The organism is Saccharopolyspora thermophila, from assembly GCF_014646075.1.
GTDB lineage: Bacteria > Actinomycetota > Actinomycetes > Mycobacteriales > Pseudonocardiaceae > Saccharopolyspora > Saccharopolyspora thermophila.
Map to the genome: position 1 here is coordinate 67,430 of NZ_BMMT01000022.1, position 22,390 is coordinate 89,819.

Annotated in this window: 30 protein-coding genes and 1 rRNA gene; 16 read left to right on the forward strand and 15 right to left on the reverse strand. The window is 70.4% G+C overall.

Translation table 11 applies throughout. The features are described 5' to 3' along the window. Positions 1 to 184 precede the first annotated feature (184 nt). Positions 185 to 1,378 carry an NAD(P)-dependent malic enzyme gene (locus IEY17_RS23090; protein WP_188991223.1) on the reverse strand — a complete coding sequence of 398 codons (1,194 nt, stop codon included), beginning with the start codon at positions 1,376 to 1,378 and terminating at the stop codon, positions 185 to 187. A 397-nt stretch (positions 1,379 to 1,775) separates the two neighbouring features. Here IEY17_RS23090 and IEY17_RS23095 point away from each other — a divergent pair, with 397 nt between their 5' ends. Next, positions 1,776 to 2,384 (forward strand): dTDP-4-dehydrorhamnose 3,5-epimerase family protein, encoded by a 609-nt coding sequence (locus IEY17_RS23095; RefSeq protein WP_188991225.1) that lies wholly within the window; start codon positions 1,776 to 1,778, stop codon positions 2,382 to 2,384. Positions 2,385 to 2,390: 6 nt separating this feature from the next. Here the strand turns inward: IEY17_RS23095 and IEY17_RS23100 are convergent, their stop codons facing one another. After that, positions 2,391 to 2,705 (reverse strand): S26 family signal peptidase, encoded by a 315-nt coding sequence (locus IEY17_RS23100; RefSeq protein ID WP_268240389.1) that lies wholly within the window; start codon positions 2,703 to 2,705, stop codon positions 2,391 to 2,393. A gap of 78 nt (positions 2,706 to 2,783) precedes the next feature. Between IEY17_RS23100 and sodN the strand changes: the two genes are divergently transcribed. From sodN to IEY17_RS23115, 3 genes are all read left to right on the forward strand, one after another. Continuing rightward, a complete protein-coding gene (sodN, locus tag IEY17_RS23105) occupies positions 2,784 to 3,191 on the forward strand; it encodes a superoxide dismutase, Ni (RefSeq protein WP_188991229.1) in 408 nt (135 codons plus the stop codon). A gap of 750 nt (positions 3,192 to 3,941) precedes the next feature. Next, positions 3,942 to 4,175, forward strand: a complete 234-nt coding sequence (locus IEY17_RS23110; protein WP_188991231.1) for a hypothetical protein — start codon at positions 3,942 to 3,944, stop codon at positions 4,173 to 4,175. A gap of 162 nt (positions 4,176 to 4,337) precedes the next feature. Next, entirely contained in the window at positions 4,338 to 4,583 is a 246-nt protein-coding gene (locus IEY17_RS23115; protein ID WP_346072728.1) for a type II toxin-antitoxin system VapC family toxin, read from the forward strand. 7 nt (positions 4,584 to 4,590) lie between these two features. On the opposite strand, the gene IEY17_RS23120 is transcribed toward IEY17_RS23115, so the two are convergent. Continuing rightward, entirely contained in the window at positions 4,591 to 4,794 is a 204-nt protein-coding gene (locus IEY17_RS23120; protein WP_188991233.1) for a MerR family transcriptional regulator, read from the reverse strand. Between the two features lie 138 nt (positions 4,795 to 4,932). Between IEY17_RS23120 and IEY17_RS23125 the strand changes: the two genes are divergently transcribed. After that, positions 4,933 to 5,115, forward strand: a complete 183-nt coding sequence (locus IEY17_RS23125) for a hypothetical protein (protein WP_188991235.1) — start codon at positions 4,933 to 4,935, stop codon at positions 5,113 to 5,115. A gap of 99 nt (positions 5,116 to 5,214) precedes the next feature. Here the strand turns inward: IEY17_RS23125 and IEY17_RS23130 are convergent, their stop codons facing one another. Then, positions 5,215 to 5,421, reverse strand: a complete 207-nt coding sequence (locus IEY17_RS23130) for a hypothetical protein (protein WP_188991284.1) — start codon at positions 5,419 to 5,421, stop codon at positions 5,215 to 5,217. Positions 5,422 to 5,545: 124 nt separating this feature from the next. On the opposite strand from IEY17_RS23130, the gene IEY17_RS25665 reads away from it, so the two are divergent. After that, positions 5,546 to 5,638: a hypothetical protein gene (locus IEY17_RS25665; RefSeq protein ID WP_229680519.1), complete on the forward strand. Its 93-nt coding sequence runs from the start codon at positions 5,546 to 5,548 to the stop codon at positions 5,636 to 5,638. 242 nt (positions 5,639 to 5,880) lie between these two features. Here IEY17_RS25665 and IEY17_RS23140 read toward each other — a convergent pair whose 3' ends face one another. Further along, entirely contained in the window at positions 5,881 to 6,660 is a 780-nt protein-coding gene (locus tag IEY17_RS23140; RefSeq protein WP_188991238.1) for an aminotransferase class IV family protein, read from the reverse strand. A 132-nt stretch (positions 6,661 to 6,792) separates the two neighbouring features. On the opposite strand from IEY17_RS23140, the gene IEY17_RS23145 reads away from it, so the two are divergent. From IEY17_RS23145 to IEY17_RS23155, 3 genes are read left to right on the forward strand one after another with little or no spacing between them, the layout of a single operon-like run. Next, complete coding sequence (locus IEY17_RS23145) at positions 6,793 to 7,245, forward strand: alpha/beta fold hydrolase (protein ID WP_188991239.1); 453 nt, start codon at positions 6,793 to 6,795, stop codon at positions 7,243 to 7,245. 9 nt (positions 7,246 to 7,254) lie between these two features. Further along, a complete protein-coding gene (locus IEY17_RS23150) occupies positions 7,255 to 7,851 on the forward strand; it encodes an acid phosphatase (protein WP_188991241.1) in 597 nt (198 codons plus the stop codon). Between the two features lie 50 nt (positions 7,852 to 7,901). Beyond that, on the forward strand, positions 7,902 to 8,369 hold the full coding sequence (locus IEY17_RS23155; RefSeq protein WP_188991244.1) for a GNAT family N-acetyltransferase: 468 nt from the start codon (positions 7,902 to 7,904) through the stop codon (positions 8,367 to 8,369). 2 nt (positions 8,370 to 8,371) lie between these two features. On the opposite strand, the gene IEY17_RS23160 is transcribed toward IEY17_RS23155, so the two are convergent. Next, positions 8,372 to 8,803, reverse strand: a complete 432-nt coding sequence (locus tag IEY17_RS23160; RefSeq protein ID WP_188991245.1) for a hypothetical protein — start codon at positions 8,801 to 8,803, stop codon at positions 8,372 to 8,374. Between the two features lie 416 nt (positions 8,804 to 9,219). Between IEY17_RS23160 and IEY17_RS23165 the strand changes: the two genes are divergently transcribed. Next, positions 9,220 to 10,143, forward strand: coding sequence for a diacylglycerol/lipid kinase family protein (locus IEY17_RS23165; protein ID WP_188991247.1), 924 nt, complete (start codon positions 9,220 to 9,222; stop codon positions 10,141 to 10,143). A gap of 248 nt (positions 10,144 to 10,391) precedes the next feature. Continuing rightward, entirely contained in the window at positions 10,392 to 10,646 is a 255-nt protein-coding gene (locus IEY17_RS23170; RefSeq protein WP_188991249.1) for a WhiB family transcriptional regulator, read from the forward strand. Between the two features lie 265 nt (positions 10,647 to 10,911). Here IEY17_RS23170 and IEY17_RS23175 read toward each other — a convergent pair whose 3' ends face one another. Continuing rightward, on the reverse strand, positions 10,912 to 12,405 hold the full coding sequence (locus tag IEY17_RS23175; RefSeq protein WP_188991251.1) for a PAS domain-containing sensor histidine kinase: 1,494 nt from the start codon (positions 12,403 to 12,405) through the stop codon (positions 10,912 to 10,914). Between the two features lie 311 nt (positions 12,406 to 12,716). Between IEY17_RS23175 and IEY17_RS26150 the strand changes: the two genes are divergently transcribed. Continuing rightward, positions 12,717 to 12,791, forward strand: coding sequence for a 50S ribosomal protein bL37 (locus tag IEY17_RS26150; protein ID WP_373289919.1), 75 nt, complete (start codon positions 12,717 to 12,719; stop codon positions 12,789 to 12,791). An 80-nt stretch (positions 12,792 to 12,871) separates the two neighbouring features. Here the strand turns inward: IEY17_RS26150 and rsrA are convergent, their stop codons facing one another. Both rsrA and IEY17_RS23185 read right to left on the reverse strand, forming a co-directional pair. Next, complete coding sequence (rsrA, locus tag IEY17_RS23180; protein WP_188991253.1) at positions 12,872 to 13,204, reverse strand: mycothiol system anti-sigma-R factor; 333 nt, start codon at positions 13,202 to 13,204, stop codon at positions 12,872 to 12,874. Then, on the reverse strand, positions 13,201 to 13,884 hold the full coding sequence (locus IEY17_RS23185; RefSeq protein WP_308424020.1) for a sigma-70 family RNA polymerase sigma factor: 684 nt from the start codon (positions 13,882 to 13,884) through the stop codon (positions 13,201 to 13,203). The genes rsrA and IEY17_RS23185 overlap by 4 nt, the downstream gene beginning before the upstream one ends. Before the next feature lie 227 nt (positions 13,885 to 14,111). Between IEY17_RS23185 and ybaK the strand changes: the two genes are divergently transcribed. After that, entirely contained in the window at positions 14,112 to 14,588 is a 477-nt protein-coding gene (gene ybaK, locus IEY17_RS23190; protein WP_188991255.1) for a Cys-tRNA(Pro) deacylase, read from the forward strand. 32 nt (positions 14,589 to 14,620) lie between these two features. Here ybaK and IEY17_RS23195 read toward each other — a convergent pair whose 3' ends face one another. Genes IEY17_RS23195 through IEY17_RS23205 form a run of 3 tightly spaced genes read right to left on the reverse strand, consistent with a single transcriptional unit; the run spans position 14,621 to position 16,729 of the window. Further along, on the reverse strand, positions 14,621 to 15,232 hold the full coding sequence (locus IEY17_RS23195) for an alpha/beta hydrolase family protein (protein WP_188991256.1): 612 nt from the start codon (positions 15,230 to 15,232) through the stop codon (positions 14,621 to 14,623). After that, positions 15,229 to 15,945: an SOS response-associated peptidase gene (locus IEY17_RS23200; protein WP_188991258.1), complete on the reverse strand. Its 717-nt coding sequence runs from the start codon at positions 15,943 to 15,945 to the stop codon at positions 15,229 to 15,231. Before IEY17_RS23200 ends, IEY17_RS23195 begins: the two co-directional genes overlap by 4 nt. A gap of 25 nt (positions 15,946 to 15,970) precedes the next feature. Continuing rightward, complete coding sequence (locus tag IEY17_RS23205) at positions 15,971 to 16,729, reverse strand: SOS response-associated peptidase (RefSeq protein WP_188991260.1); 759 nt, start codon at positions 16,727 to 16,729, stop codon at positions 15,971 to 15,973. Between the two features lie 144 nt (positions 16,730 to 16,873). Here IEY17_RS23205 and aroA point away from each other — a divergent pair, with 144 nt between their 5' ends. Both aroA and rsgA read left to right on the forward strand, forming a co-directional pair. Next, positions 16,874 to 18,142 (forward strand): 3-phosphoshikimate 1-carboxyvinyltransferase, encoded by a 1,269-nt coding sequence (aroA, locus tag IEY17_RS23210; protein WP_188991262.1) that lies wholly within the window; start codon positions 16,874 to 16,876, stop codon positions 18,140 to 18,142. A gap of 19 nt (positions 18,143 to 18,161) precedes the next feature. After that, the gene (gene rsgA, locus IEY17_RS23215; RefSeq protein ID WP_188991265.1) at positions 18,162 to 19,169 is read left to right on the forward strand and encodes a ribosome small subunit-dependent GTPase A; all 1,008 of its coding nucleotides are present in this window, start codon (positions 18,162 to 18,164) and stop codon (positions 19,167 to 19,169) included. A 184-nt stretch (positions 19,170 to 19,353) separates the two neighbouring features. On the opposite strand, the gene IEY17_RS23220 is transcribed toward rsgA, so the two are convergent. Further along, complete coding sequence (locus IEY17_RS23220; RefSeq protein ID WP_188991267.1) at positions 19,354 to 19,857, reverse strand: DUF6912 family protein; 504 nt, start codon at positions 19,855 to 19,857, stop codon at positions 19,354 to 19,356. After that, positions 19,854 to 21,290: a WS/DGAT/MGAT family O-acyltransferase gene (locus IEY17_RS23225; protein ID WP_188991269.1), complete on the reverse strand. Its 1,437-nt coding sequence runs from the start codon at positions 21,288 to 21,290 to the stop codon at positions 19,854 to 19,856. Before IEY17_RS23225 ends, IEY17_RS23220 begins: the two co-directional genes overlap by 4 nt. Before the next feature lie 69 nt (positions 21,291 to 21,359). On the opposite strand from IEY17_RS23225, the gene IEY17_RS23230 reads away from it, so the two are divergent. Beyond that, on the forward strand, positions 21,360 to 22,145 hold the full coding sequence (locus IEY17_RS23230; RefSeq protein WP_229680521.1) for a TrmH family RNA methyltransferase: 786 nt from the start codon (positions 21,360 to 21,362) through the stop codon (positions 22,143 to 22,145). Positions 22,146 to 22,271: 126 nt separating this feature from the next. Here IEY17_RS23230 and rrf read toward each other — a convergent pair. After that, a 5S ribosomal RNA gene (gene rrf / locus IEY17_RS23235) occupies positions 22,272 to 22,388 on the reverse strand. Between the last annotated feature and the right edge of the window lie 2 nt (positions 22,389 to 22,390).

The following is a 22,390-nucleotide window of genomic DNA, read 5'->3' on the forward strand; positions in this document are numbered from 1 at the left end:
GACGGTGACGCCACGGGGCAGAAGCCCAACCAGCTTCCTGGAGGGTGACAGCCGTTGCCCGGCATGATGACGCCGAAGCCACGGATTTTGTTGCGACCGCCAATGCAGTGGGGCCGGGGGAGCCGCTGCTGGCTCCCCCGGCCCCACTGCATGCCGAAGCTACCTCGCGATTCGCGCCGCCTCGTCAGGCCCCGGCCACGCCGTCGGCCCGGGCCGCCTTCGCGACCGCCGCGCTGACCTCCGGCGCCACCCGCGGGTCCAGCGGGCTCGGCACGATGTGGTCCGCGCTGAGGTCGTCCGCGGCCACCGCCGCGATCGCCTCGGCCGCCGCGACCTTCATCCCATCGGTGATCCGGCGGGCACCCGCGTCCAGGGCGCCCCGGAAGATACCCGGAAATGCCAGGACGTTGTTGATCTGGTTCGGGAAGTCGCTGCGCCCGGTGGCGACGACGGCCGCGTGCCGCCGCGCCACGTCGGGGTGGATCTCCGGGTCCGGGTTGGACAGCGCGAACACGATCGCGCCGGGCGCCATGGAGGCGACCCACTCCTCCGGGATCTGCCCCACGGACACACCGATCACCACGTCCGCGCCGCGCATCACCTCGGCGGGCCCGCCCGTGATGCCGCGCGGGTTGGTGAACCCGGCCAGCTCCTGCTTGATCGGGGTCAGGTCGTCGCGTCCGGCGTGGATCACGCCGCGCGAGTCGAGCACGACGATCTCACCGACACCGGCGGTGTGCAGGATCTTCGCGCACGCGACGCCGGCGGCGCCGGCGCCGGAGATGACGACCTTCAGCGAGCCCAGTTCCCGGCTGACGACCTTCGCGGCGTTGCGCAGCGCGGCGAGCACGACCACGGCCGTGCCGTGCTGGTCGTCGTGCATCACCGGGCAGTCCAGCGCCTCGATCAGCCGGCGTTCCAGCTCGAAGCACCGCGGCGCGGCGATGTCCTCGAGGTTGACCGCGCCGAAGGACGGGCGCAGCCGGACCAGCGTCTCGACGATCTCGTCGACGTCGGTGGTGTCCAGGACCAGCGGGATAGAGTCGAGTCCGGCGAAGGACTTGAACAGCGCGGACTTGCCCTCCATCACCGGCAGCGAGGCGCGGGGCCCGATGTTGCCCAGGCCGAGCACCGCGGTGCCGTCACTGACCACTGCCACCAACCGCTGCGTCCACGTGTAGCGGTCCGCGAGCGCCGGGTCGCTGGCGATGGCGCGGCTGACCTGGGCCACCCCCGGCGTGTAGGCGATCGACAGGTCCCGCGCGGTCTCCAGCGGCGCGCTCACGCCGACGGCGAGCTTGCCGCCCTCGTGCGCCGCGAAGATCTCCTCGTTGGTCAGTTCGGCACCAATTCCGGTGCCGTCGTTCACGGTGGTCACGGCGTCCCTCCTGTAGCCATGCCTGCGGCCCGGGCACATTCCAGGCCGGGCTTTGGGTGGCGTGCTGCCACCCGGACGGCGCCGCCTGCCGGGCGTACCGGCAAGGACAACGCCTCGTGATGAACCGAGACCGGCCGCCCTGGTCGGACAGCGACTCGGCGGACGCTGCGGTTCGCCTAGTGTGCCAGGCCGCGCGATCACTGTCAGCGACCGGGATCACACCGTCTCACCAGCGCGTTCAACATTTTGTCAAGGGAATTTGGCAGTACGACCGTCCGGTTTTGCGCCCATCACGGACAGTACGTACGTCCGGTTTGCAATCCCCCGTTCGCAGTACGTACGTCCGGTTTGCTTCCCCGGGGCATCCGGCGTCGGCAGCACTCCTAGGCTTTCGGCCGTGCAGGTACGTCGACTTGAGATCACGGGCGCGTTCGAGTTCACCCCGAAATCCTTCCCGGACCACCGCGGCCGGTTCGTCGCGCCGTTCCAGGAGGCGCCGTTCGTCGAGGCCACCGGGCACCGGCTGCGGATCGGCCAGACCAACCACAGCGTCTCGGCGCGCAACGTGGTCCGCGGCGTGCACTTCGCGGACGTCCCGCCCGGCCAGGCCAAGTACGTGTACTGCCCGCAGGGCGCGCTGCTGGACGTGGTCGTCGACGTCCGGGTGGGCTCGCCGACCTTCGGCCGCTGGGAGGCGGTCCGGCTGGACTCCACCGACTACCGCGCGCTCTACCTGGCCGAGGGCCTCGGGCACGCCTTCCTCGCGCTCACCGACAACACGGTGATGAGCTACCTGTGCTCGACGCCGTACAACCCGAGCGCCGAACGCGGCATCGACCCGTTCGACCCCGAGCTCGGGCTGCCCTGGGACCAGCTGGACGGCGAGCCGATCATGTCCGAAAAGGACCGCGCGGCGCCCAGTCTCGCCGAGGCCGCCGCGGCCGGCCTACTTCCGGATTACGAAACCTGCCTCGCCCACTACGAGAAGCTGCGCACCGAGGGCTGACCGGCCTCACCGCACCCGGCCGGGCCGGGGCCACAGCCGCCACCGGACGACACCCAGCACCTCGGCGGGCCCCAGTTCCCGCGAGTCCGTCGAGCCGAACGCGTTGTCGCCCTCGACGTGCCACCCCGTGCCGTCCGGGCGCACGGCGCGCTTCACCGACAGTTGCCACGGGCGCTGCTCCCAGCGCACCAGCACAACGTCACGCGGACGCGGGCGGGCACGCAGCCGCAGCAGCACGACGTCGCGGTCCCGAAGGGTGGGAGCCATCGAGGGCCCGCGGACCAGCAACCGCCGCCAGGGCCACCGCCCGAGGGATTTCACAACCACCTCCAGTAGGACGCCGAGGATCTTCCAGAGTAGGGTCGGCGCTGTCGGAGCACTCACTGTCAGGGAGGAATCATGCGACTGCTGTCGCGAATCCTCAGCCCTCGCCTGGAGGCGACCGCGCACTGCGACCTGCCGTGCGGCGTGTACGACCCGGCGCAGGCGCGGATCGAAGCTGAGTCGATCAAGGCGATCCAGGAGAAGTACCAGGCCAACGAGGACCCGGAGTTCCGCACCCGCGCGATCCTGATCGCGGAGCAGCGCTCCGAGCTGGTCAAGCACCACCTGTGGGTGCTGTGGACGGACTACTTCAAGCCGCCGCACTTCGAGAAGTACCCACAGCTGCACGAGCTGATCAACAAGGCCACCAAGGCCGCCGGCGCCGCCGGCACCAAGGGTTCGATGGACCCGAAGACCGGCCAGCAGCTGCTGGACTACATCGCCGAGATCGACAAGATCTTCTGGGAGACCAAGCAGGGCTGAGGTCATCGCACTGATCAAGACGCCGACCAGCGAAAACACCTATTCGTTGGTCGGCGTCTTTTTCGTCTCCTGGCGTCGTCCAACGGCCCGTAGACGGCCTGACGGCCTGCGGTCGGCCCGGCTGCGTCCTATGTGGAATCCTGCAAGTTGATGAGCCGAGAAGGGATGTTGAGTCGGTCTGCGGTGGGCTGGGGGCTGTTCGCTACGGTGCTGGTGTTGTGGAGTGCGTCGGGTTGGTCCTGGTGGCCGTTGCTTGTCGGCGTGGGCCTGGTCGTGCTCGTGCGCCTGGTGCTGCGGCTGGTTCCGGCGTCGTGGCGGCCGTGGTCCGTGCCCGCGGTCCTGGTGCTCGTGCTCGACAGTTCGGCCTGCAAGGGACCACAAGCCGGTGAGCACGCACACAGCAGGACGGCGGCGGTGCCAGCTGGAGGGGTAAGGCGACCACTCTGCCAGCGCGCCCAGCACCGTTCTTTGAGGCTCGCCCAGGCGACCCCGTGTGGTCGGGACGTCCGCGGTTGAAGGGCTCCTCTGGCGGTCTCTGCGGGGTCGCCTGCCTTCCGCTCGCGCCCGGTTGCGGCCGCCGCCCCACCGCTCGCGGTCGGCTGGACCGGGCTCGCATACCGCGGGGCGGCGGTCTGCGGTTGGGCTCACATTCAGCAGGCAGGCGGCCCCGCAGGGGCCGCCCTTGATGAAGTAGAGAAAGTTCAGACACGCACGCTGGGGTCTGGCGGGTCTCGCCGGTAGCCTCGGGGCATGAGCGTCACGCGGGACGAGCTGCACCGCCTGGTGGACGAGGTGCCCTCGGACGAACTGGAGCAGGTCCGCGACTACTTGCGGCACCTGGTCGGCCGTCGCGAGGACACTGCTGGACCTGGACCGCGTCGAACGTTCCGCTTCGCCGGGATGGGGCAAGGACCGTCGGACCTCGCTGCTCGGGCGAAGGAGATCGCCCGGGAAGAACTCGGGCGTGGCGGTACCTCTCAATGATCGTTGTCGACACCGGTCCGATTCTCGCGGTAGCCAATGGCCGAGACGCTGACCATGAGCGGTGCTTGCGGCTGCTGACACACGTCCCCGGCAGCCTGCTACTTCCTGAGCCACTGCTGGGGGGAGATCGGCTACCTCCTCGGCACTCGGTGCGGTGCTCGGGTGGAGGCGGCGTTCATTCGAGACGTGGCCCACGGCGGGTTCGAGGTCGTCTCCCTCGACTCAGCTGACTGGGAACGGGTCGCGGATCTGGTCGAACAGTACGCGGACCTGCCGCTGGGCCTGTCGGACGCGTCCGTTGTTGCGGTGGCGGAGCGCTTCGAAATCCACCAGGTCGCGACGCTCGACCGCCGTCACTTCTCGGTGGTCCGCCCGAAGCACGTGCCAGCCTTCACTCTGCTGCCGTAGCGCCAAGCTAAGCGTCTCGCTCGCGCTTGCGCTGCCCGTGTTCACGCAACTGGCGTTTGACTTCCTCGATGTCGAACCGGCCTTGCCCACCAGCGGTAACGATGATCGGAGTAATCACGCCCTCCCGCACCCAGCGGTTGACCGTTTGGCGCGCTACCCCAAGCTCGCGCGCCACTTCCGAGCTGGTGATAAGACGCGCGGAACCAGGCATGACCTGAAGCTACGAACTTCAGACCAGACCGTCCTTCCCAATGTTACCGTCGAGCCGAATGAGCCATAGGATCCTGTTGAGACTGATGAGTCAGATGTCCAGATTGGGATGGTTATGTCGAGCGGTGACCGTGCATTGGTGGTAGCTCTGCGCGCAACACAGTGGGAGCTCGACGAGGCTGCGTTCGAACTCGGCGGCGGGCGGTATACGCGAGAACAGCGCTACCTGCTTGCCGACCGGTTGACCACGCTGGCGGCAAAGCTTCGGGCCGAGGAGGAAGGACAGCCCTTGATCATCGACGCGGCTGCGGACCGGGCATGACGGATGGGTGAATAGGGCCGTTCAGCGTTTTCGGGTGGGACGTATGCCTGACCCCGCGGCGAAGTCGTCCAAGCGTCCGATTCTGCGGTGCACGCCCGGCTAGTTGAACCGAACCACAGCAATGGCCTTGTCGTCGTGGCACTTGGCCCGTGGAAACGATTGTCCGTGGGGATCAGCAACGGCTTCCCACTGCTGGGCCTGTTCAAGCAGCGCCGTCAAGGCCGATTCGTCGTGTGAAGCGATTTCTTCCCAGTCGTCTGGTCCAATGTGGCTGATCGTGTTGAACGCGCCATCTGTCGCGATCACGGCCCAGGAGCGGTCCTGCACAGCTCGCGCTGAGGTAAGCGCATGTTCGTAAGGCGGCCGACGGATCGGCTTCGGCAATCCAGTAGCCACCTGGCTGCACGAGCTAAGGCACTTCTTCGCCTCGGTGCTGCTGGACCAGGGCGAGTCGATCAAGGCGGTATCCGAGTGGCTTGGGCACTCCGACCCGTCGTTCACGCTGAAGATGTACAACACCTGATGCCGAGCAGCAGCGATCGCACCCGGAAGGTCATCGACGGCCTTTACAGCCGCCGGAAGGCCGACGACACCGGGGACGGCCTACAGACGGCCCAGCTCGTCGCCAATCCCTGTTGTGCCTGGTCACGGCGGAACTTTCGCCGAGATCGACAAGATCTTCTGGGAGACCAAGCAGGGCTGAGGCCATCGCACTGATCAAGCCGCCGACCAGCGGAAACACCCATGCGCTGGTCGGCGTCTCTGCTACAGGCACTCCGGCGGGATTGCGGCGTAACGTGCACGCAGCTCGCCCAACACCGGATGGTCGACAGGCCACTCAGTACCGTCCACGGAGCGCACGGGCCGCACACCGGTTGCCGCATTGGTCGCGAAAGCGGCATCCATGTGCGAAAGATCCGCGAGCGTGAGCGGCTCGGTGGCGACCGGCCCGTCGGAAGCCTGGCGCAGCAGCATCATGGTCACCCCGACCAGGAACTCCGACCGCGGCCAGACGATCTCACCAGCACGGACGAAGCCGATGTTCGAGGTGGCGAGCTCGGAAATCGTGCCGTCTGGATTCACAAAGAGCACATCGTCGAACCCCGCGCGCTGCGCAGCGCGCCGATGCATCAGCGCGCCGAAAAGACCGACATGCTTCACCGCCGGCTCGTCTCGACGGTAGGAAACCGCTGTGAGTCGCCACGGTTCCGGCTGCGCCCGAGCCGCGGGCCGGGTGGTGACCAGTATGGATGGGTGTGCGTCGGAGCCGACCGTTCCGAGGTTGATCGCGGGATCGTAGACGGTCACCCTCGCCACGATCGGCTGCACGCCGCCCGCCACCGCCTGCCGGACATACCTGCGCACGCGATCGGTGTCGAGCTCCACACCGAACAGGCGCCGGCAGTCCCGGGCCAGGCGCTCCATGTGCAGCGACAGCCCACGGACCCGGTTTGCCTCGACGAGCATTGACGTGAAGTGCCCGTAGTTCGTCAGGGCCAGTGCCCTGATCTGGTCAAGGGTGGCCGGGGCGCCGTTCAGTTCCACGCCCGGTAGCTTCCCACCTTCCGCGCCTGTCACCGAACCGGCGCGGCATCGAGGATTGGCGACCTCGGGCTGAGGCTTCCCACACCGGAAAATCAGGTGCGGTGCGGCTCGTTGTGTTCGCACACTCGTCGCGTGGAGGTTGTGGAACCGGCCCGGCTCGGGCTTGTCGGGCTTTCTGATGGGCGGAAGCTGGCCTGGGCCGAGTGGGGTCCGGCAGGGGGTTCTCCTGTCCTGCTGTGCCCCGGTGCCGCGACGAGTCGATGGCTCGGGTTCGGTGCCGACGTCGTCGACCGCCTCGGCATCCGGTTGATCTCGCTGGACCGGCCCGGCCTGGGGGCGTCCGACCCCGCGCCGGGCCGGACCCTCGACGACTGGGCCCGCGACGTCGCCGAACTGGGCCTGCCCGACCTCGCCGTCATCGGCTACTCGGCGGGCGGCCCGTTCGCACTGGCGTCGCCTTGGGGAGCCCGTTCGGGTGTTCTGACCAGGCGCCCGCCGCCGCGCCGAACCGAAGAGACCACTGTGGGCAGTGCTGCGCGCGCGGCAGCCGTGCGCGACGCGGTGTCGCCCGCCCGGCGCGGTTAGGCTCGGCTCGTGGAACCCGCAGAGCACCGCGTCTACCTCCTCCGGCACGCCACCACGGAGTGGTCCCGCACCGGCCGGCACACCAGCCGCACCGACATCCCGCTCACCGTCGAGGGTGAGCTGCGGGCGCGGCAGGCCGGGCAGACGTTGACCGCGCTGCGGCCCCCGGGTCCGGTGGTGGTGCTGGCCAGCCCGCGGCAGCGGGCGCAGCGCACGGCGGAGCTCGCGGGACTGGCCGACGTGGTCACCGAACCACTGCTGGCCGAGTGGGACTACGGGGACTACGAGGGCCTGACGACCGCGCAGATCCGCGAGCGCGTGCCTGACTGGACGGTGTGGACCCACCCCTGCCCCGGCGGGGAGACGGCAGCCGACGTCACCGAGCGCGCCGACGAGCTGCTGGCCCGGGTCCGGGACACCGACGCCGACGTGGTGCTCGTCGGCCACGGGCACTTCAGCCGCTGCCTGATCGCCCGCTGGCTGGGCCTGCCAGCCGAGGCCGGGGTGCACTTCGCCCTCGACCCGGCGGGTGTCACGGTCCTCGGCCACGAGCGCGGCATCCCGCAGGTCGAGCGCGCCAACATCCCGCCGTGGCAGCAGGGCTGACCGGGCCCCGGCCTAAGCTGGGCCGCAGGCCGGACCCCGTGGAGGTACCCATGATTCGCCGAGCGACCGAGGCCGACGTCCCCGCCATGGTCGAGCTGGTGCACGAGCTGGCCCGCTACGAGAAGGCGCCGGAACAGTGCCACCTGACCGAGGAGCAGCTGCGAACGGCGTTGTTCGGCCCGGACCCGGCGCTGTTCGGGCACGTCGCCGAGGTCGACGGCGCGGTGGTCGGCCTGGCCCTGTGGTTCCTGAACTTCTCCACCTGGGAAGGCGTGCACGGGATCTACCTGGAGGATTTGTTCGTCCGCCCCGACCAGCGCGGCTGCGGCCTCGGCAGGGCCCTGCTGCAGACGCTGGCCGCCGAATGCGTGGCGCGCGGCTACGCGCGCCTGGAGTGGTCGGTGCTGGACTGGAACGAGCCCGCGATCAACTTCTACAAGGCGGCGGGCGCGGTCCCCATGGACGAATGGACGGTCTACCGGCTCACCGGTGACGCCCTGCGCGCCTTCAGCGGCTGAGCTCAGTCATCGCGGTCCGCGTCGGGCGCGGTGCTCGCGTGAAACGCCCAGGCGCGGCCCTCGCGGTTGAACAGAAACCACAGCACCGCGATCGCGGGCACGGCGATCACCAGGGCGATCAGCGGCTGGCCCGACGGGCCGAAGGCGTACCACGCGGTGCCCAGCAGCAACAGCTGCATCAGCAGCGCGGGCGTGCGCGCCCAGTGCTTGCCCTTCCACAGGCCGATGCCCGCGGCCAGCACCCCGGCGGCCAGCAGCGTGTAGTAGCCCGCCTCGCCGTAGGTCTCGCCGCGTTCGAGCTGCCCCACGCCTCCCAGGTCGTCGGAGGTGCTGCGGACCAGCAGCGCCACCACGAACGCCAACCCGGCGACCGCCTGCAACGTGGTCAGGACACCGGCGATGCGCACGGTGCGTGGGACAACTTCGGTCGACACGGTGGAGTTCGCCCTTCCGACAACCAGTCGCGGTTACTGTGCGTGTGCACTTGTCGATGGTAATACCGCCCGAACGCCGCATGGCCGCGACAGGGGTCACGCGCCATGATCGACATATGGCTGAAGCGGCGGTTGCGGTCGTCGGGGTGTTCTCGCGATCCGCCGCGCGCCCGGCTCCCGGTGGACAACGGACGGATGCGTTCCGGGGTTGCGCATCCGCGATCCACCGCGGTCAGGTGGCGGTCCACGGCGCGGCGCACCCGTTCCCGGTGTCTCAGTCGGCCGTTCCCACCGAATCCGGGCGCAGGAGCCGGTCCGCGTGCGGAATCGGGCAGGAGGTGGCGGTCCGGGAGAACTGAAACCGCGGCGCCCGATGCCGTCGAACGGCCCGCACCGGGCTCGCCTAGGCTGCGGTCGTGCGCGCCGTACTCGTCGTCAACCCGCAGGCGACGTCCACCACCGCCGCCGGTCGTGACGTGCTCGCCCACGCGCTGGCCAGCGAGCTGAAGCTGGACGTCGTCGAAACGCAGTACTGGGGCCACGCCGCCGAGACCGCGCGCGCGGCCGTCGAGGACGGCGTCGACCTGGTCATCGCGCACGGCGGCGACGGCACGGTCAACGAGGTGGTCAACGGCATGTTCGCGGCCGACGCCGCGAGCCGGGCGATGCCGACGCTGGGCGTGGTGCCGGGCGGTTCGGCGAACGTGTTCGCCCGCGCGCTGGGCCTGCCGCGGGACCCGGTCGAGGCCACCCATCGGCTGCTGCGGGCGGTCGCCGAGCGGCGGTCGCGGTCGGTCGGGCTGGGCCGGGCCGACAACCGGTGGTTCACCTTCAACGCCGGGGTGGGGTGGGACGCCGAGGTCGTCGCGGAGGTGGAGCGGTTGCGCTCCCGCGGCCGCGAGGTGACTCCCGCCCTGTACGCGCGCACCGCGCTGGCCTGCTACTTCCGCATGGCCCGCAGCGAGCCGCGGATCAGCGTGCAGGTTGGTGACGAAGCCGCGATCGAGCAGCTGCACAGCGTGTTCGTCTCGAACACCGACCCGTGGACGTACCTGGGATCGCACCCGGTGCGGATGAGCCCCGGCACCAGCTTCGACACCGGTCTGGGCGTCTTCGCGCTGCGGAGCATGCGCATGTACCCAGTGTTACGACAGGTAGTGGAGATGCTCCGCGGTAGAGCGAAACCACACGAAAGAAGTTCTTTTAGGCGTGCGGACGTGGCCCATCTCCGCGTAACCTGTACGGAGCCGTTGCGCCTGCAGGTCGACGGTGACTGCTTGGGCGAGCGTTCGGTGGTCGAGTTCTTCTCCGTGCCGGATGCTCTCCGCGTCGCTGTATAACCTTCTCGTAACGGATCAGCGTAGCTCTCGGTTCGCGACCCCCGTCTGCGACCGATGGCACACCAAAAACCCCTGGTCAAGACCTGTCGATCTTTCAGGTGAGTTCCCTCACCACTCGAGATCGAACTCTTGACATCGCGGCAGTTCGTGAAAGCATTCACAAGCACACGGACTCCGTGAAGGCATTCACAAACACCCCGAACAAACGAGCGGCGCGCGTGGGCGCGCCTAGCGAGGAGCAAGGAACGATGGACTGGCGCCACCGTGCGGTTTGCCGTGACGAGGACCCGGAAAAGTTCTTCCCGGTTGGGAACAGCGGTCCTGCGCTGCTGCAGATCGCCGAGGCGAAGGCCGTATGCCGCCGTTGTCCGGTCGCTTCCGAGTGCCTGGCGTGGGCACTGGAGACCGGGCAGGACGCCGGTGTCTGGGGCGGTATGAGCGAAGACGAGCGGCGCGCGCTCAAGCGGCGCAACGCTCGCACTCGGGCTCGCACCAACGCCTGAGTCGCGCTGGGAGCGTTGCGGTCGGTCGCACCCCCGGTGACCGACCGCACGTTTTCCGCACAACCACGGTTTTCGCACCCGACAACCCGTAAACCCCGACGAGAACCCCGGCCGATCAGCGTCGATGTCGGCCCCGGCAGGAACCACCGAGCGCACCGCGACGGCGGCCCCGGGACACCGACCGATCGGCTGCGGCGCACCCACCGGACCCGGTGCGCCACCGGAGATCGACGCACCAGCGCGGCGCCCGCTCGGCGGGCCGAGGTCAGCGCCGGTACTTCAACGGAACACGCAGGACCGCCTCGGTACCGCGTTGCCGACCGCGACCGCGCAAGCTCAACGACCCTCGGAGTTCGGACTCCACGAGGGTCCGCACGATCTGCAGGCCGAGGCGTTCGGCGCGTTCGAGGGAGAAGCCCTTCGGCAGGCCGCGACCGTCATCAGAGATGACGACGTCCAGCCAACGCGCCGAACGCTCCGCCTGCACGACGACCTCGCCACCCTGCCCTTCCGGGAAGGCGTGCTCGAACGCGTTCTGCACCAGTTCGGTGAGCACCATCACCAGGGGCGTGGCCAACTCGGCCGACACCACGCCGAAGCGCCCCTCGCGGCGCACCTTCACCCCGGTCTCCGCAGCGGCGACGTCGCTCATCATCGGGATCACCCGGTCCACGACGTCGTCCAGGTCGACCCGCTCGTCCACCGACATCGACAGCGTCTCGTGCACCAGCGCGATGGACGTCACCCGGCGCACCGACTCGTCCAGCGCCAGCCGCGCCTCGGTGTTGCTGGTGCGCCGTGCCTGCAACCGCAACAGCGCCGCCACCGTCTGCAGGTTGTTCTTGACCCGGTGGTGGATCTCGCGGATCGTGGCGTCCTTGGACATCAACGCCCGGTCCCGGCGCTTGACCTCGGTGACGTCGCGCACCAGCACCAGCGCGCCCGCCGCCTGACCGCGCGGCCGCAGCGGCAGCGCCCGGAACAGCACCGTCGCACCGCGGGCCTCGGCCTCGATGCGCATGCTGGGCTGCCCGGCCATGGCCCGCCGCACCCGCTGCGCCACCTCGTCGGCGTCAAACGGGTCGTTGAGCAGCGAGCGGGTCAGCGGCGCCAGCTGCGCGCCGACCAGATCCGCGGCGTGGCCCATCCGGTGGTAGGCCGACAGTGCGTTGGGGCTGGCGAACACCACCGTCCCCGAGTTGTCCAGGCGGATCAGGCCGTCCCCGACCCGCGGACTGGTGTGCACGTCCGGCGCCGGCTCCGGGGTCGGGAACGTCCCGTCGGCGACCATCTGGCACAGGTCGGCGGCGCTGCCCAGGTAGGAGATCTCCAGCGGGCTCGGCACCCGCGGCACCGCCAGGTTGGTGTCCCGGCTGAGCACCGCGACGATCTCGTCGGCAAGCCGCACCGGGATGGTCTCGCGCCGCACCGGCACCCCCAGGTGCCAGCGCGGGTCCTCCTCCCGGCAGATGCGGCCCTCCAGGACCGCGCGCCGCAGCTGCGGGTGCTCGTCCTGGGTCACCTCGGAGCCGACCACATCCTCCGGGTGGGCCGTGGGCGCGGTGGTCGGCCGGGCCTGCGCGACGCACAGGAACCGGCTCTCCGGCGCGTCCTGGGGCCCGATCGGCACCCAGAGCAGGAAGTCGGCGAACGACAGGTCCGACAGCAGCTGCCATTCGGCGACCACGAGCTGCAGGTGGTCGGCGGCGGCACCGGACAGGCCGGTGTGCTCGGCGAGCAGATCACTCAGCGTGGTCAAGATCCGCCTCCCGGGTCAGCGGTCGCGTTCCCTCGACGACCGACCGCCCTCCCGGACGAGGTCGCCTTCGGCCACCGACACCGTCATCACGGTGGCGGCCAGCTCGGCGCGGATCTCCTCGGTCACCTGCGTCCCCTCCTCACCCCCGGTGGCCCCTGACAAGGAAACCACGACCGGCACCACCCCACGGCGGCAGGGCGCGGCCATGTCAAACTGGTGGCTCGAAACCCCAGCGGAGACCGGGTGGGCGCGCTGTCCGCCGCGCGGTCCCCGCACTCCGCGGTCGGACAGCCGAACTCGAGGGAGAGACCATGGGCAAGCGGGCCCGCAAGAAGAAGGACCGGCGCAAGAAGAAGGCCAACCACGGCAAGCGCCCGAACTCCTGAGCCGACGGCACCGAACGCCGAAGCTCGAACGGCCCCGGACCAACCAACCGGTCCGGGGCCGTTGACGTCTGCGAGCTCGGTCACTCGGCGGAGGTCCGCTTGGCACGGATCTCCACGGAGGTCCCCTCCGGGCCGTGCTCCACGGTCACGTCCGCCTTGCGCAGCACGGCCTGGCGGATCGACGCGCGCAACCGCTCCTTCAGCTCCGCGGGCGCGTGCTCACCGCCGCACTTGCGGTGCAGCAGGGCCTTGATGTGCTCCTCGATCCCGAAGTGCTCCAGGCAGCTGTGGCAGCCGTCGAGGTGGCGCTGCACGAAGGCGCGGCGCTGCTGGTCACACTCGTTGTCCAGGAACAGCCACACCTCAGCGAGTACGTCCTCGCAGGAGGGCTCGTTCGGCTCACCGCAGTTCATGAAGTCCTCACCTCCCGCTTGGTCTCCCGCAGGAAACCGCGATCACGGGCCACGTCGGTGAGCATCTCACGCAGCTGCCGGCGGCCGCGGTGCAACCTCGACATCACCGTGCCGATCGGCGTCCCCATGATCTCGGCGATCTCCTTGTAGGCGAAGCCTTCCACGTCCGCGAGGTAGACGACCATGCGGAACTCCTCGGCCAACTGCTGCAGCGCAGCCTTGACGTCGGTGTCCGGCAGCCGGTCCAGCGCCTCGACCTCGGCCGAGCGCAACCCGCTGGAGGTGTGGTTCTCGGCCTGGGCGAGCTGCCAGTCGGCGATCTCGTCGGTGGGTTGCTGCTGGGGCTGACGTTGCCGCTTGCGGTAGCCGTTGATATAGGTGTTGGTGAGGATCCGGTACAGCCACGCCTTCAGGTTCGTGCCCTGGGTGAACGACCGGAACGCGGAGAATGCCTTGAGATAGGTCTCCTGCACGAGGTCCTCGGCGTCCTGCGCGTTGCGGGTCATCCGCAGCGCCGCACCGTAGAGCTGGTCCAGCAGCGGCATCGCGTCTCGCTCGAAGCGGGCGGCGCGCTGCTCGTCGGTCTCGTCGGTCGCGGTGCCGTGCAGCAGCTCGGGTTCCGCAGGGGTGAGCCGCTCGACGTCGCCGGGTGTGTCCGGGTGCTCTGGGGTGCTGGGCACCGGGCTCCTTTCCCGTCGCCTGGACGAGGTGACTGCAGGCGACGAACCCATGCGTTCTGCCGCATGGTCCGGCTTTGAGGATACCCGCGGGCGCACGCCGTTTCCTGGTGGTGACAGCCGCGCGGGCTCGGAACGCTCCAGCACGCAGGTGTTCGTCGAATCCGTCGTCACGCTGCCTGCAACGCGACGTGCGCCGCCTGTTATTCCGGCCTTCTAGAGTGACGCGCATGGCAGGCAAGGGGACTCCGGCCACGGCACTGCTGACCAGGCACCGCGTCCAGCACCGGGTGCACTCCTACGAGCACGATCCGCGCGCGGACTCCTACGGGCTGGAGGCCGCGGCGGCGCTCGGGCAGCCGCCGGAGCGTGTGTTCAAGACGCTGGTGGCCGACGTGGACGGCAGGCTCACCGTCGGCGTGGTGCCGGTCACCGGGCAGCTGGACCTCAGAGCACTGGCGGCCACGGTGGGCGGCAAGAAGGCGAAGATGGCCGAGGTGGCCGCCGCGGAGCGGGCCACCGGCTACGTGGCGGGCGGGATCTCCCCGCTGGGCCAGAAGAAGCGCCTGCCGGTGGTGGTCGACACCTCCGCGACCACCTTCGACACCATCTACTGCAGCGCGGGCCGGCGGGGCCTGGAGATCGAGCTGGCCGCCGCCGACCTGGTGCGGCTGCTGGACGCGACGGTCGCCGACATCTCCTGCTGAACCGTCACGCCGAAACCCGGACCACGCGGCACTCAGTCGATGAGCCGGAGGATCCGGTTGAGCCACTCCACGACCGCGCGAGACACCGCGTCCACGTCGGACTTCAGCGAGTGGTCACCGGGCACCAGGACGACATCCCGGCCGTGCGAGGGCTCCGGCTGGCCGAACGAGTCGCGCTCACCCTGCACCACCAGCACCGGCACTTCCACCGCGTCGAGCTCGGCCAGCCGCAACTTCTCCGGCTTGCCCGGGGGGTGCAGCGGGAACGCCAGGCACAGCACCGCTGAAGCCTCGCCCGCTTCGGCGGTGCGGCAGGCCACCCGCGCCCCCGACGACCGGCCGCCGAAGATCAGCGGCAGGTCCGGGAACCAGCGCTCCCCGAGGTCCTCAGCCACCGCCAGCCACGCCACGTCCAGCTGCGCGGCCGGGGCCGGGGCCCGCCGCCCGGCGACCCGGTAGGGCTGTTCGACCAGCGCCACATCGACTCCCGCGGCGGTCACGGCCCGCGTCACCGCCACCAGGTCGGGCGCGGCGATCCCACCCCCGGCACCGTGGCCCAGCAGCAGCGCCGCCCGCGCCTCCTCCGCGCAGTGCAGTTCGGCCCGTGCGGGGCCGTGCGGCGTGTCGACCTCGACCCTGGTCATGACTCGAACAACGCCGTCTGCTCGGCCGGTTCGGGCACCGGCTCGGTGCGGTCGAGCAGGCCCGGATGGTTGTTGCGCATGCTGTTCACCTCGGTGGAAACGGGGTGGATCGTCAGTTCGTCGAGCACCTCCGGATCCGGTGCCAGCAGCTCGTCGATGTGGCTGCGGCGCGGGTCGAGCCAGTCGGCCCAGCGGTCCGCCGGCAGCACCAGGGGCATGCGGGGGTGGATTCCGGCGAGCTCACCGGTGGCCTCGGTGGTCACCACGGCGCAGGTCACCAGCGGCTGGTCAGCCGGGTTCGGCGGCCACCACGCGGAGAACACCGCGGCCATCGCCAGGCTCGCCCCGTCGCGGCGGGCGCACAAGTAGGGCTGCCGCCGCCGGTCCCCCGGCCGCCACTCGTACCAGCCGGTGGCGGGCATCAGGCAGCGCCGTCGCCGCGCCGACTCGGCGTAGGCAGGCTTGGTGGTGATCGTCTCGGCCCGCGCGTTGATCATCGGTGGCCCGCTGCCGACCTCCTTCGCCCAGGTCGGCACCAGCCCCCAGCGCACCGGACGCACGCTGCGCTCGGTGCCGCGCTGCACGACGATCGGCACCGTTTTGGTCGGCGTGATGTTGAAGTCCGCCGCGACCGCGCCCGCGGTGCGGTCCACCGCCGCGAACTCCTCAGCCAGCGCCGCCGGACCACGCCGGACGGCGTAGCGACCACACATCAGCACCCCTCCGGCCGCGAACCGGTCACCTCCGGTCCAAACCTACCGCCTGCGGCTGGTCGTCGAGCGGCACGCGTTCGATGAGTTCGGCGCCGTTGTTGCGGACGTTGTTCACCGCGGTGGACACCGGCCGCAGCTCCAGGGCGTCGACCAGGTCCCGCGGCGGTGGCGCGAGCAGGTCGGCCACGTCCGGCAGATCCGGGTCGAGCCACCGCTGCCACGCGGTCGGCGGCAGCAGCAGCGGCATCCGGTCGTGGATCTCGGTCAGCGGGCCGACCGCGCTGGTGGTCAGCACCGAGCAGGTCACCAGCGGCGGCGCGTCCTCGGCCTGCGGATCGCGCCAGGTCGCGTAGATGCCGGCCAACGCCAGGCTGGCCCCGTCCGGGGACGTCATGAAGAACGGCTGCTTGCGGGTGCCCTCCCGCTTCCACTCGTACCAGCCGTCGGCGGGCAGCAGGCACCGGTAGCGCTTGATCGAGGTGCGGAAGGCGGGCTTGGTGGTCACCGTCTCCGACTTGGCGTTGATCATCCGGTTGCCGATGGACCGGTCCTTGGCCCACGGCGGCACCAGGCCCCAGCGCATCACGCGGATGCTGCGCTCGGTGCGCTCGAGGTTGCGTTCCCCGGTGTCGTCCACCGGGTGCCGCTGCACCACGGTGAGCACCCGCTTGGTCGGGGCGACGTTGAAGTCCGCGCCCGGTGCGGCGCCGCCGGTGGCGTCCAGCGCGGCGAACTCCGCCGCGAGCCTGCCGGGATCCTTCGTGGAGGAGTACCTGCCGCACATGCCGGGCCGCCCTCGTGAGTGGTTGTTCCGGTCGAGGACCAGGATATTCGCTCAGCAGCCATCGCGAGCCGCTTTCCGTCCCGCCCGCCCCGCGAGCGGCCCCCGCTGCTGAACCGCCGCGCTGTGGTGGGGGATCATTGCAGCATGACGCAGCTCTGGCCCGCCCCCGTCGCCACCGGTCCGGTCCACGCGACCGTCCCGGTGCCCGGTTCGAAGTCGATCACCAACCGGGCCCTGGTGCTGGCCGCGCTCGCCGACGGCCCGTCGACGCTGCACGCCCCGCTGCGCAGCCGGGACACCGAACTCATGGCCGCCGCGCTGCGCGCGCTCGGCGCCACCGTCTCCGACGGCCCCGCCGGATCGTGGCAGGTGACCCCGGCCGAGCTGCGCGGACCGGCCGACGTCGACTGCGGTCTGGCCGGCACGGTGATGCGGTTCGTGCCGCCGATCGCCGCGCTGGCGCACGGCCGGATCACCTTCGACGGTGATCCGCAGGCCCGCAAACGCCCGCTGAGCACCGTGCTCGACGCGCTGCGCGCGCTCGGCGCCGACATCGACGGCAACGCCCTGCCGTTCGCGGTCCGCGGTACCGGCGGGCTGCCCGGCGGCGCGGTCACCATCGACGCGTCCGCCTCCTCGCAGTTCGTCTCCGGGCTGCTGCTGTCCGGGGCCCGGTTCGCGCAGGGCGTCACGGTGGTGCACGACGGCGAACCGGTGCCGTCGCTGCCGCACATCGAGATGACCGTGTCGATGCTGCGCGCCGCCGGGGTGGAGGTCGACGACAGCGAGCGCGACACGTGGCGGATCGCCCCGGGCTCGATCCGCGCGCTCGACGTGTACGTCGAACCCGACCTGTCCAACGCGACCCCGTTCCTGGCCGCCGCGGCCGCCACCGGCGGCACGGTCACGGTGCCGGGCTGGCCCGAGAAGACCACGCAGGCCGGGGACGCCATCCGCGACATCCTGGACCGGATGGGCGCGCGGGTGCGGCGCGACGGCGACGGCCTGACCGTCACCGGCCCCGACGAGCTGCGTCCCGTCGACATCGACCTGCACGACGTCGGGGAACTCACCCCGACCGTCGCCGCGCTGGCCGCGCTCGCGCCCGGCCGGTCGCAGCTGCGCGGCATCGCGCACCTGCGCGGCCACGAAACCGACCGGCTCGCGGCGCTGCAGAGCGAGCTCACCAAGCTCGGCGGCGCGGTCGAGCAGACCGAGGACGGGCTGCTGATCGAACCGCGGCCGCTGACCGGCGGGACGTGGCACTCCTACGCCGACCACCGGATGGCCACCGCCGGGGCCATCCTTGGATTGAAGGTGCCCGGAATCGTCGTCGAGGACATCGCCACGACGTCGAAGACGATCCCCGACTTCCCCGGGATGTGGGCGCAGATGCTGCGGGAGGCGGCGTGATCGGGCAGGCAGCGGGCTGATGGGCAAGCGCGGCTGGCGGGACCTGGACGAATCCGATGTGCGGGTGCGCCCCGGACGCCGGGGCAGTCGACCGCGCAGCAAGCACCGCCCCAAGCACGCCGACGCGGTGGCGGCGATGGTCGTCGCGGTCGACCGCGGCCGCTGGACCTGCGCGATCGGCGGCAACCCGCACCGGCTGGTGGTCGCCATGCGGGCGCGGGAGCTCGGCCGCACCCCCGTGGTGGTCGGCGACCGCGTCGACCTGGTCGGCGATGTCTCCGGCCGCCCCGACACGCTGGCCCGCATCGTGCGGGTCGCCGAGCGGACCAGCGTGCTGCGCCGCACCGCCGACGACACCGACCCCTACGAGCGGGTGGTGGTGGCCAACGCCGAACAGCTGGTCATCGTGACCGCGCTGGCCGACCCGCCGCCGCGCCCTGGGTTCATCGACCGCTGCCTGGTGGCCGCCTACGCCGGTGGGCTGCGCCCGGTGCTGTGCCTGACCAAGGCCGACCTCGCCGAGCCCGGCGAGTGGCTCGCCACCTACCGGTCCCTGGACCTGCCGATCACCATCACCCGGCTGGACACCGAACCCGACGAACTGCGGGCCATGCTCACCGACCGAGTGTCCGCGCTGGTCGGGCACTCCGGCGTCGGCAAGTCCACATTGGTCAACCGGCTGGTCCCGGCAGCCGACCGGGCCACCGGCGAGGTCAGCGGCGTGGGCAAGGGCCGGCACACCTCCACCTCGGCGGTGGCACTGCCGCTGCCGGACAAGGGTTGGGTGGTGGACACCCCGGGCATCCGCTCGTTCGGGCTGGCGCACGTCACCGCCGACGACGTGATCGCCCCGTTCGAGGGTTTCGCGGAAGCAGCGGAGGAATGCCCACCGAACTGCGGTCACCTCGGCGGTGGCGACGACCCGGACTGCCACCTCGACACCTACGCCCACGACGGCGGCAGCGTCGAGCTACTCGCCTCACTGCGCCGCCTGCTGCGCTCCCGGGCCGGTCTCGACGAGGTCTGAGCCGCGCTGTTCGCCGCTCTTACCTGCGTGAAGCCGCGGCCGTGTCCCCCGAACGAGCGCGATCGTCCCCTGTGGCCTCACGCGATCGTTGCTAGCGTGGTTCGCGGAGTCGGCTGACACCGGACCCGGGCCAGTTCAGTGGGATGATCTCGGTGAGGACCTCATCCTGGTCAGCCGGGAGCCGTCACATCAGTTCGAGTAGGAACGGAACCTCCTGCGGTGCGTACCACGCCAGTTCGTGGTCCTCGGCCTCACCCAGGGTGAAGTCCGCGTCCGGATCGCCGAGATCGGCCTCGTCGACCACCTCGGCCGCCGCGCGCACCGCGTCCTCGGCGTCCTCGGCGTCCACGTGCACCGCCGCCACCTGGCGCCACTGCACCGGACCAGGCACCTTCACCACCGCGTGGTCCAGATCCGGGCGCAGCTCCGCCTCTTTCACGTCAGCGGAGATCACCACGCGGCGCAGCTCCACCTTATCCCCGGACCCCAGGTCACCGGCGATCAACCGCAGCGAGGCGCGGGCCGCCTCCCGCATCGCCGCGTACTCCAGTTCCTCCGTGTCACCGCTGGCGTAGGACTCGCGCAGCGCCGGTGTCAACGCGAACGCGGTGCCCCCCAACGGCTGCAGCTGCTTGTTCTCCACCAGTTGCCGCAACATCGGCATCGTGGCTGGCAGGTAAACCCTCATGCGTCGACCGTCCCGATCATCTCGTCCACCGCTTCCCGGATCATCGCCGCCAGCACGTCCACGTCAGGCATCGCGTCCCGATCCGCGTTCAGCCCGAAGTACACACCACCGTCGTAGGAGGTGACGCCGATCGCCAGCGACTGGTTCTTCGCCAACGGAACCACGGGGAACATCTCCATCATCCTCGCCCCCGCCGCATACAGGGGCACCTGCGGGCCGGGAACGTTCGTCACCAGCACGTTGAACAGCCGGTCGGAGAACTGGTTGGCCACCCGCGCGCCCAGGGCGTGCAGGGTCGGCGGTGTGAAATCGGACACCTTCACCAACGCGCTCGCCGCCACCGACTGCCCGGAATCGGCGTGCGCCCGCATGGCGTGGCTCACCTGGTGCAGGCGGACCGTCGGGTTACCCTCGCCGACCGGAAGATCCACCAGGTACGCCGAGACCTTGTTGCCGACCGATCCGACCGGCAGGCTGGCCGTGTCCAGGTAGGTCGCGTTCGCCTCGGTGTCATCGGACCGCACCGAGACCGGCACCATCGCGCGCAGCGTCGTCGACGGCGTCACCATCTCCCCGCGGGACAGCAGCCAGTTCCGCAGCGCACCGGCCACCACCGCCAGGATGACGTCGTTGACGGTGGTGCCGTGGGCGTGCCGGACCGCGCGCAGGTCGTCGAGCGTCGCGCGCGCGACCGCGAAACGGCGCTGGGTGGAGGTGGGGGCGTTCAACGGGCCGCTCGGGGCGGGGATCACGGCGGTGCGGATCGCCGAGGCGACACCGCCGAGCGCTCGGGTCACCCGCTGCACCGTGGCCGCAAGGTCGACCAACGCGGCCCGCGCGTTCTCCACCACCTCGCCCGGCCGCTGCACCGCGTCGGCGACCGCTTCGGCCAGCAGCTCCGCCAGTCGCGGTTCCGGTCGGGGCACCCACAGCTCGTCCGCGTCGGGGACCTCCCGGTTCCGCTCCACATCCAGGATCACCTGGCCGATGTCGATGGCACCAATGCCGTCAACCATCGCCTGGTGGGTCTTGGTGATCACCGCGACCCGGTTCCGGGACAGGCCCTCCACCAGGTACAGCTCCCACAGCGGACGGGTGTGGTCGAGCCTGCGGGACATCAGCCGCGCGGCCAGGTCGTACAGTTGTTCGTCGCTCCCGGGTTTCGGCAGGGCCGAGCGGCGCACGTGGTAGGTGATGTCGAAGTCCTGGTCATCCACCCACACCGGGCGGGCCAGCTTCCCCGGCACCTGCATGACGCGCTGGCGGTAGCGCGGCACCAGCCCCAGCCGGCGGTCGATCAGCGCCAGCACCTGGTCGTAGTCGAACCCGCTGCGTGGCTGGCGGAACACCGCGACGCCACCGACGTGCATCGGGGTCGTGTAGTCCTCCAGGTACAGGAAGGACGCGTCGACTGCGGAGAGGCGATCGGACATGCCCGCGATCCTGGCACAGAACTCGACGCGGCCCGAGTGATTCCCACTGCGGGCTCATGGTGGGGCCATGTGACACTGGACGCCGTGACCAGCGGAATTTCCCCGAAAGACCGGTTCCTGACGATCTACGGCCGCAAGCCCGTGTTGGAGGCGTTGGCCGACCGCGACCTGCGGGTGGACAAGGTGATCCTCGCCGAGGGAATCCGCGGACCGGTCGTCGAGGAGATCAAGGAGGCCGCGGCGGACCGCGCCGTGCGGGTGCAGCGCGCCAGCGCGCACCGGGTGAAGGTCCTCGCGGGCAACGGACGCCACGACCAGGGCGTGGTGGCCGATGTCGTGGCGCCGCGGATGCGGCCCCTGGCCGATGCGTTGGACGATCCAGCCACCGCGCCGCAGCACATCCTGCTGCTGGACGGCCTGACGACCCCGGCGAACGTGGGCATGATCCTGCGGACGGCGACCGCCGCGGGCATCAACGGCGTCGTGGTGCCGCACCGCGGGGTGGCGAGCCTGGACCCACTGGTCGTCAAGGCATCGGCGGGGGTGGCGTTCCACGCGCCGGTGCTGCGGACCCGCACCGCCGGGGAGGCCGCCGAGATGCTGACCGAAGCAGGGTACCCGCTGTACGCGTTGGAGGCCGCCGCGGAGGAGACCATCTTCGACGCAGACTTCGGGTCGCGCGCGGTGTTCGTGCTCGGCAGCGAGACCTCCGGGCTGTCCGAAGAGGTCCGGTCTCGCATCGCGCAGCCGCTGTCGATCCCGATGGAGGGGTCGGTGGAGTCGCTCAACGTCGCGAGCGCCGCAGCGGTGCTGTGCTTCGAGTTGCTGCGACGCAGGAGGTCGGCGCGGTCCTGACGAAGTGGGCGGGCCCCTTCGCGGCCCGCCCTTGTCCGGGCTGTGTAGCGCGATGATTCGTCGCACGTAACAGAGAAGGGGTCTCCTTCCCCGAAACTCGGGAAAGGAGACCCCTTCTAAACAATGTGTCGGCGGTGTCCTACTCTCCCACACCCCACCGAGTGCAGTACCATCAGCGCTGGGGAACTTAGCTACCGGGTTCGGAATGGGACCGGGCGTACCCTCCCCGCCATCGCCACCGACAA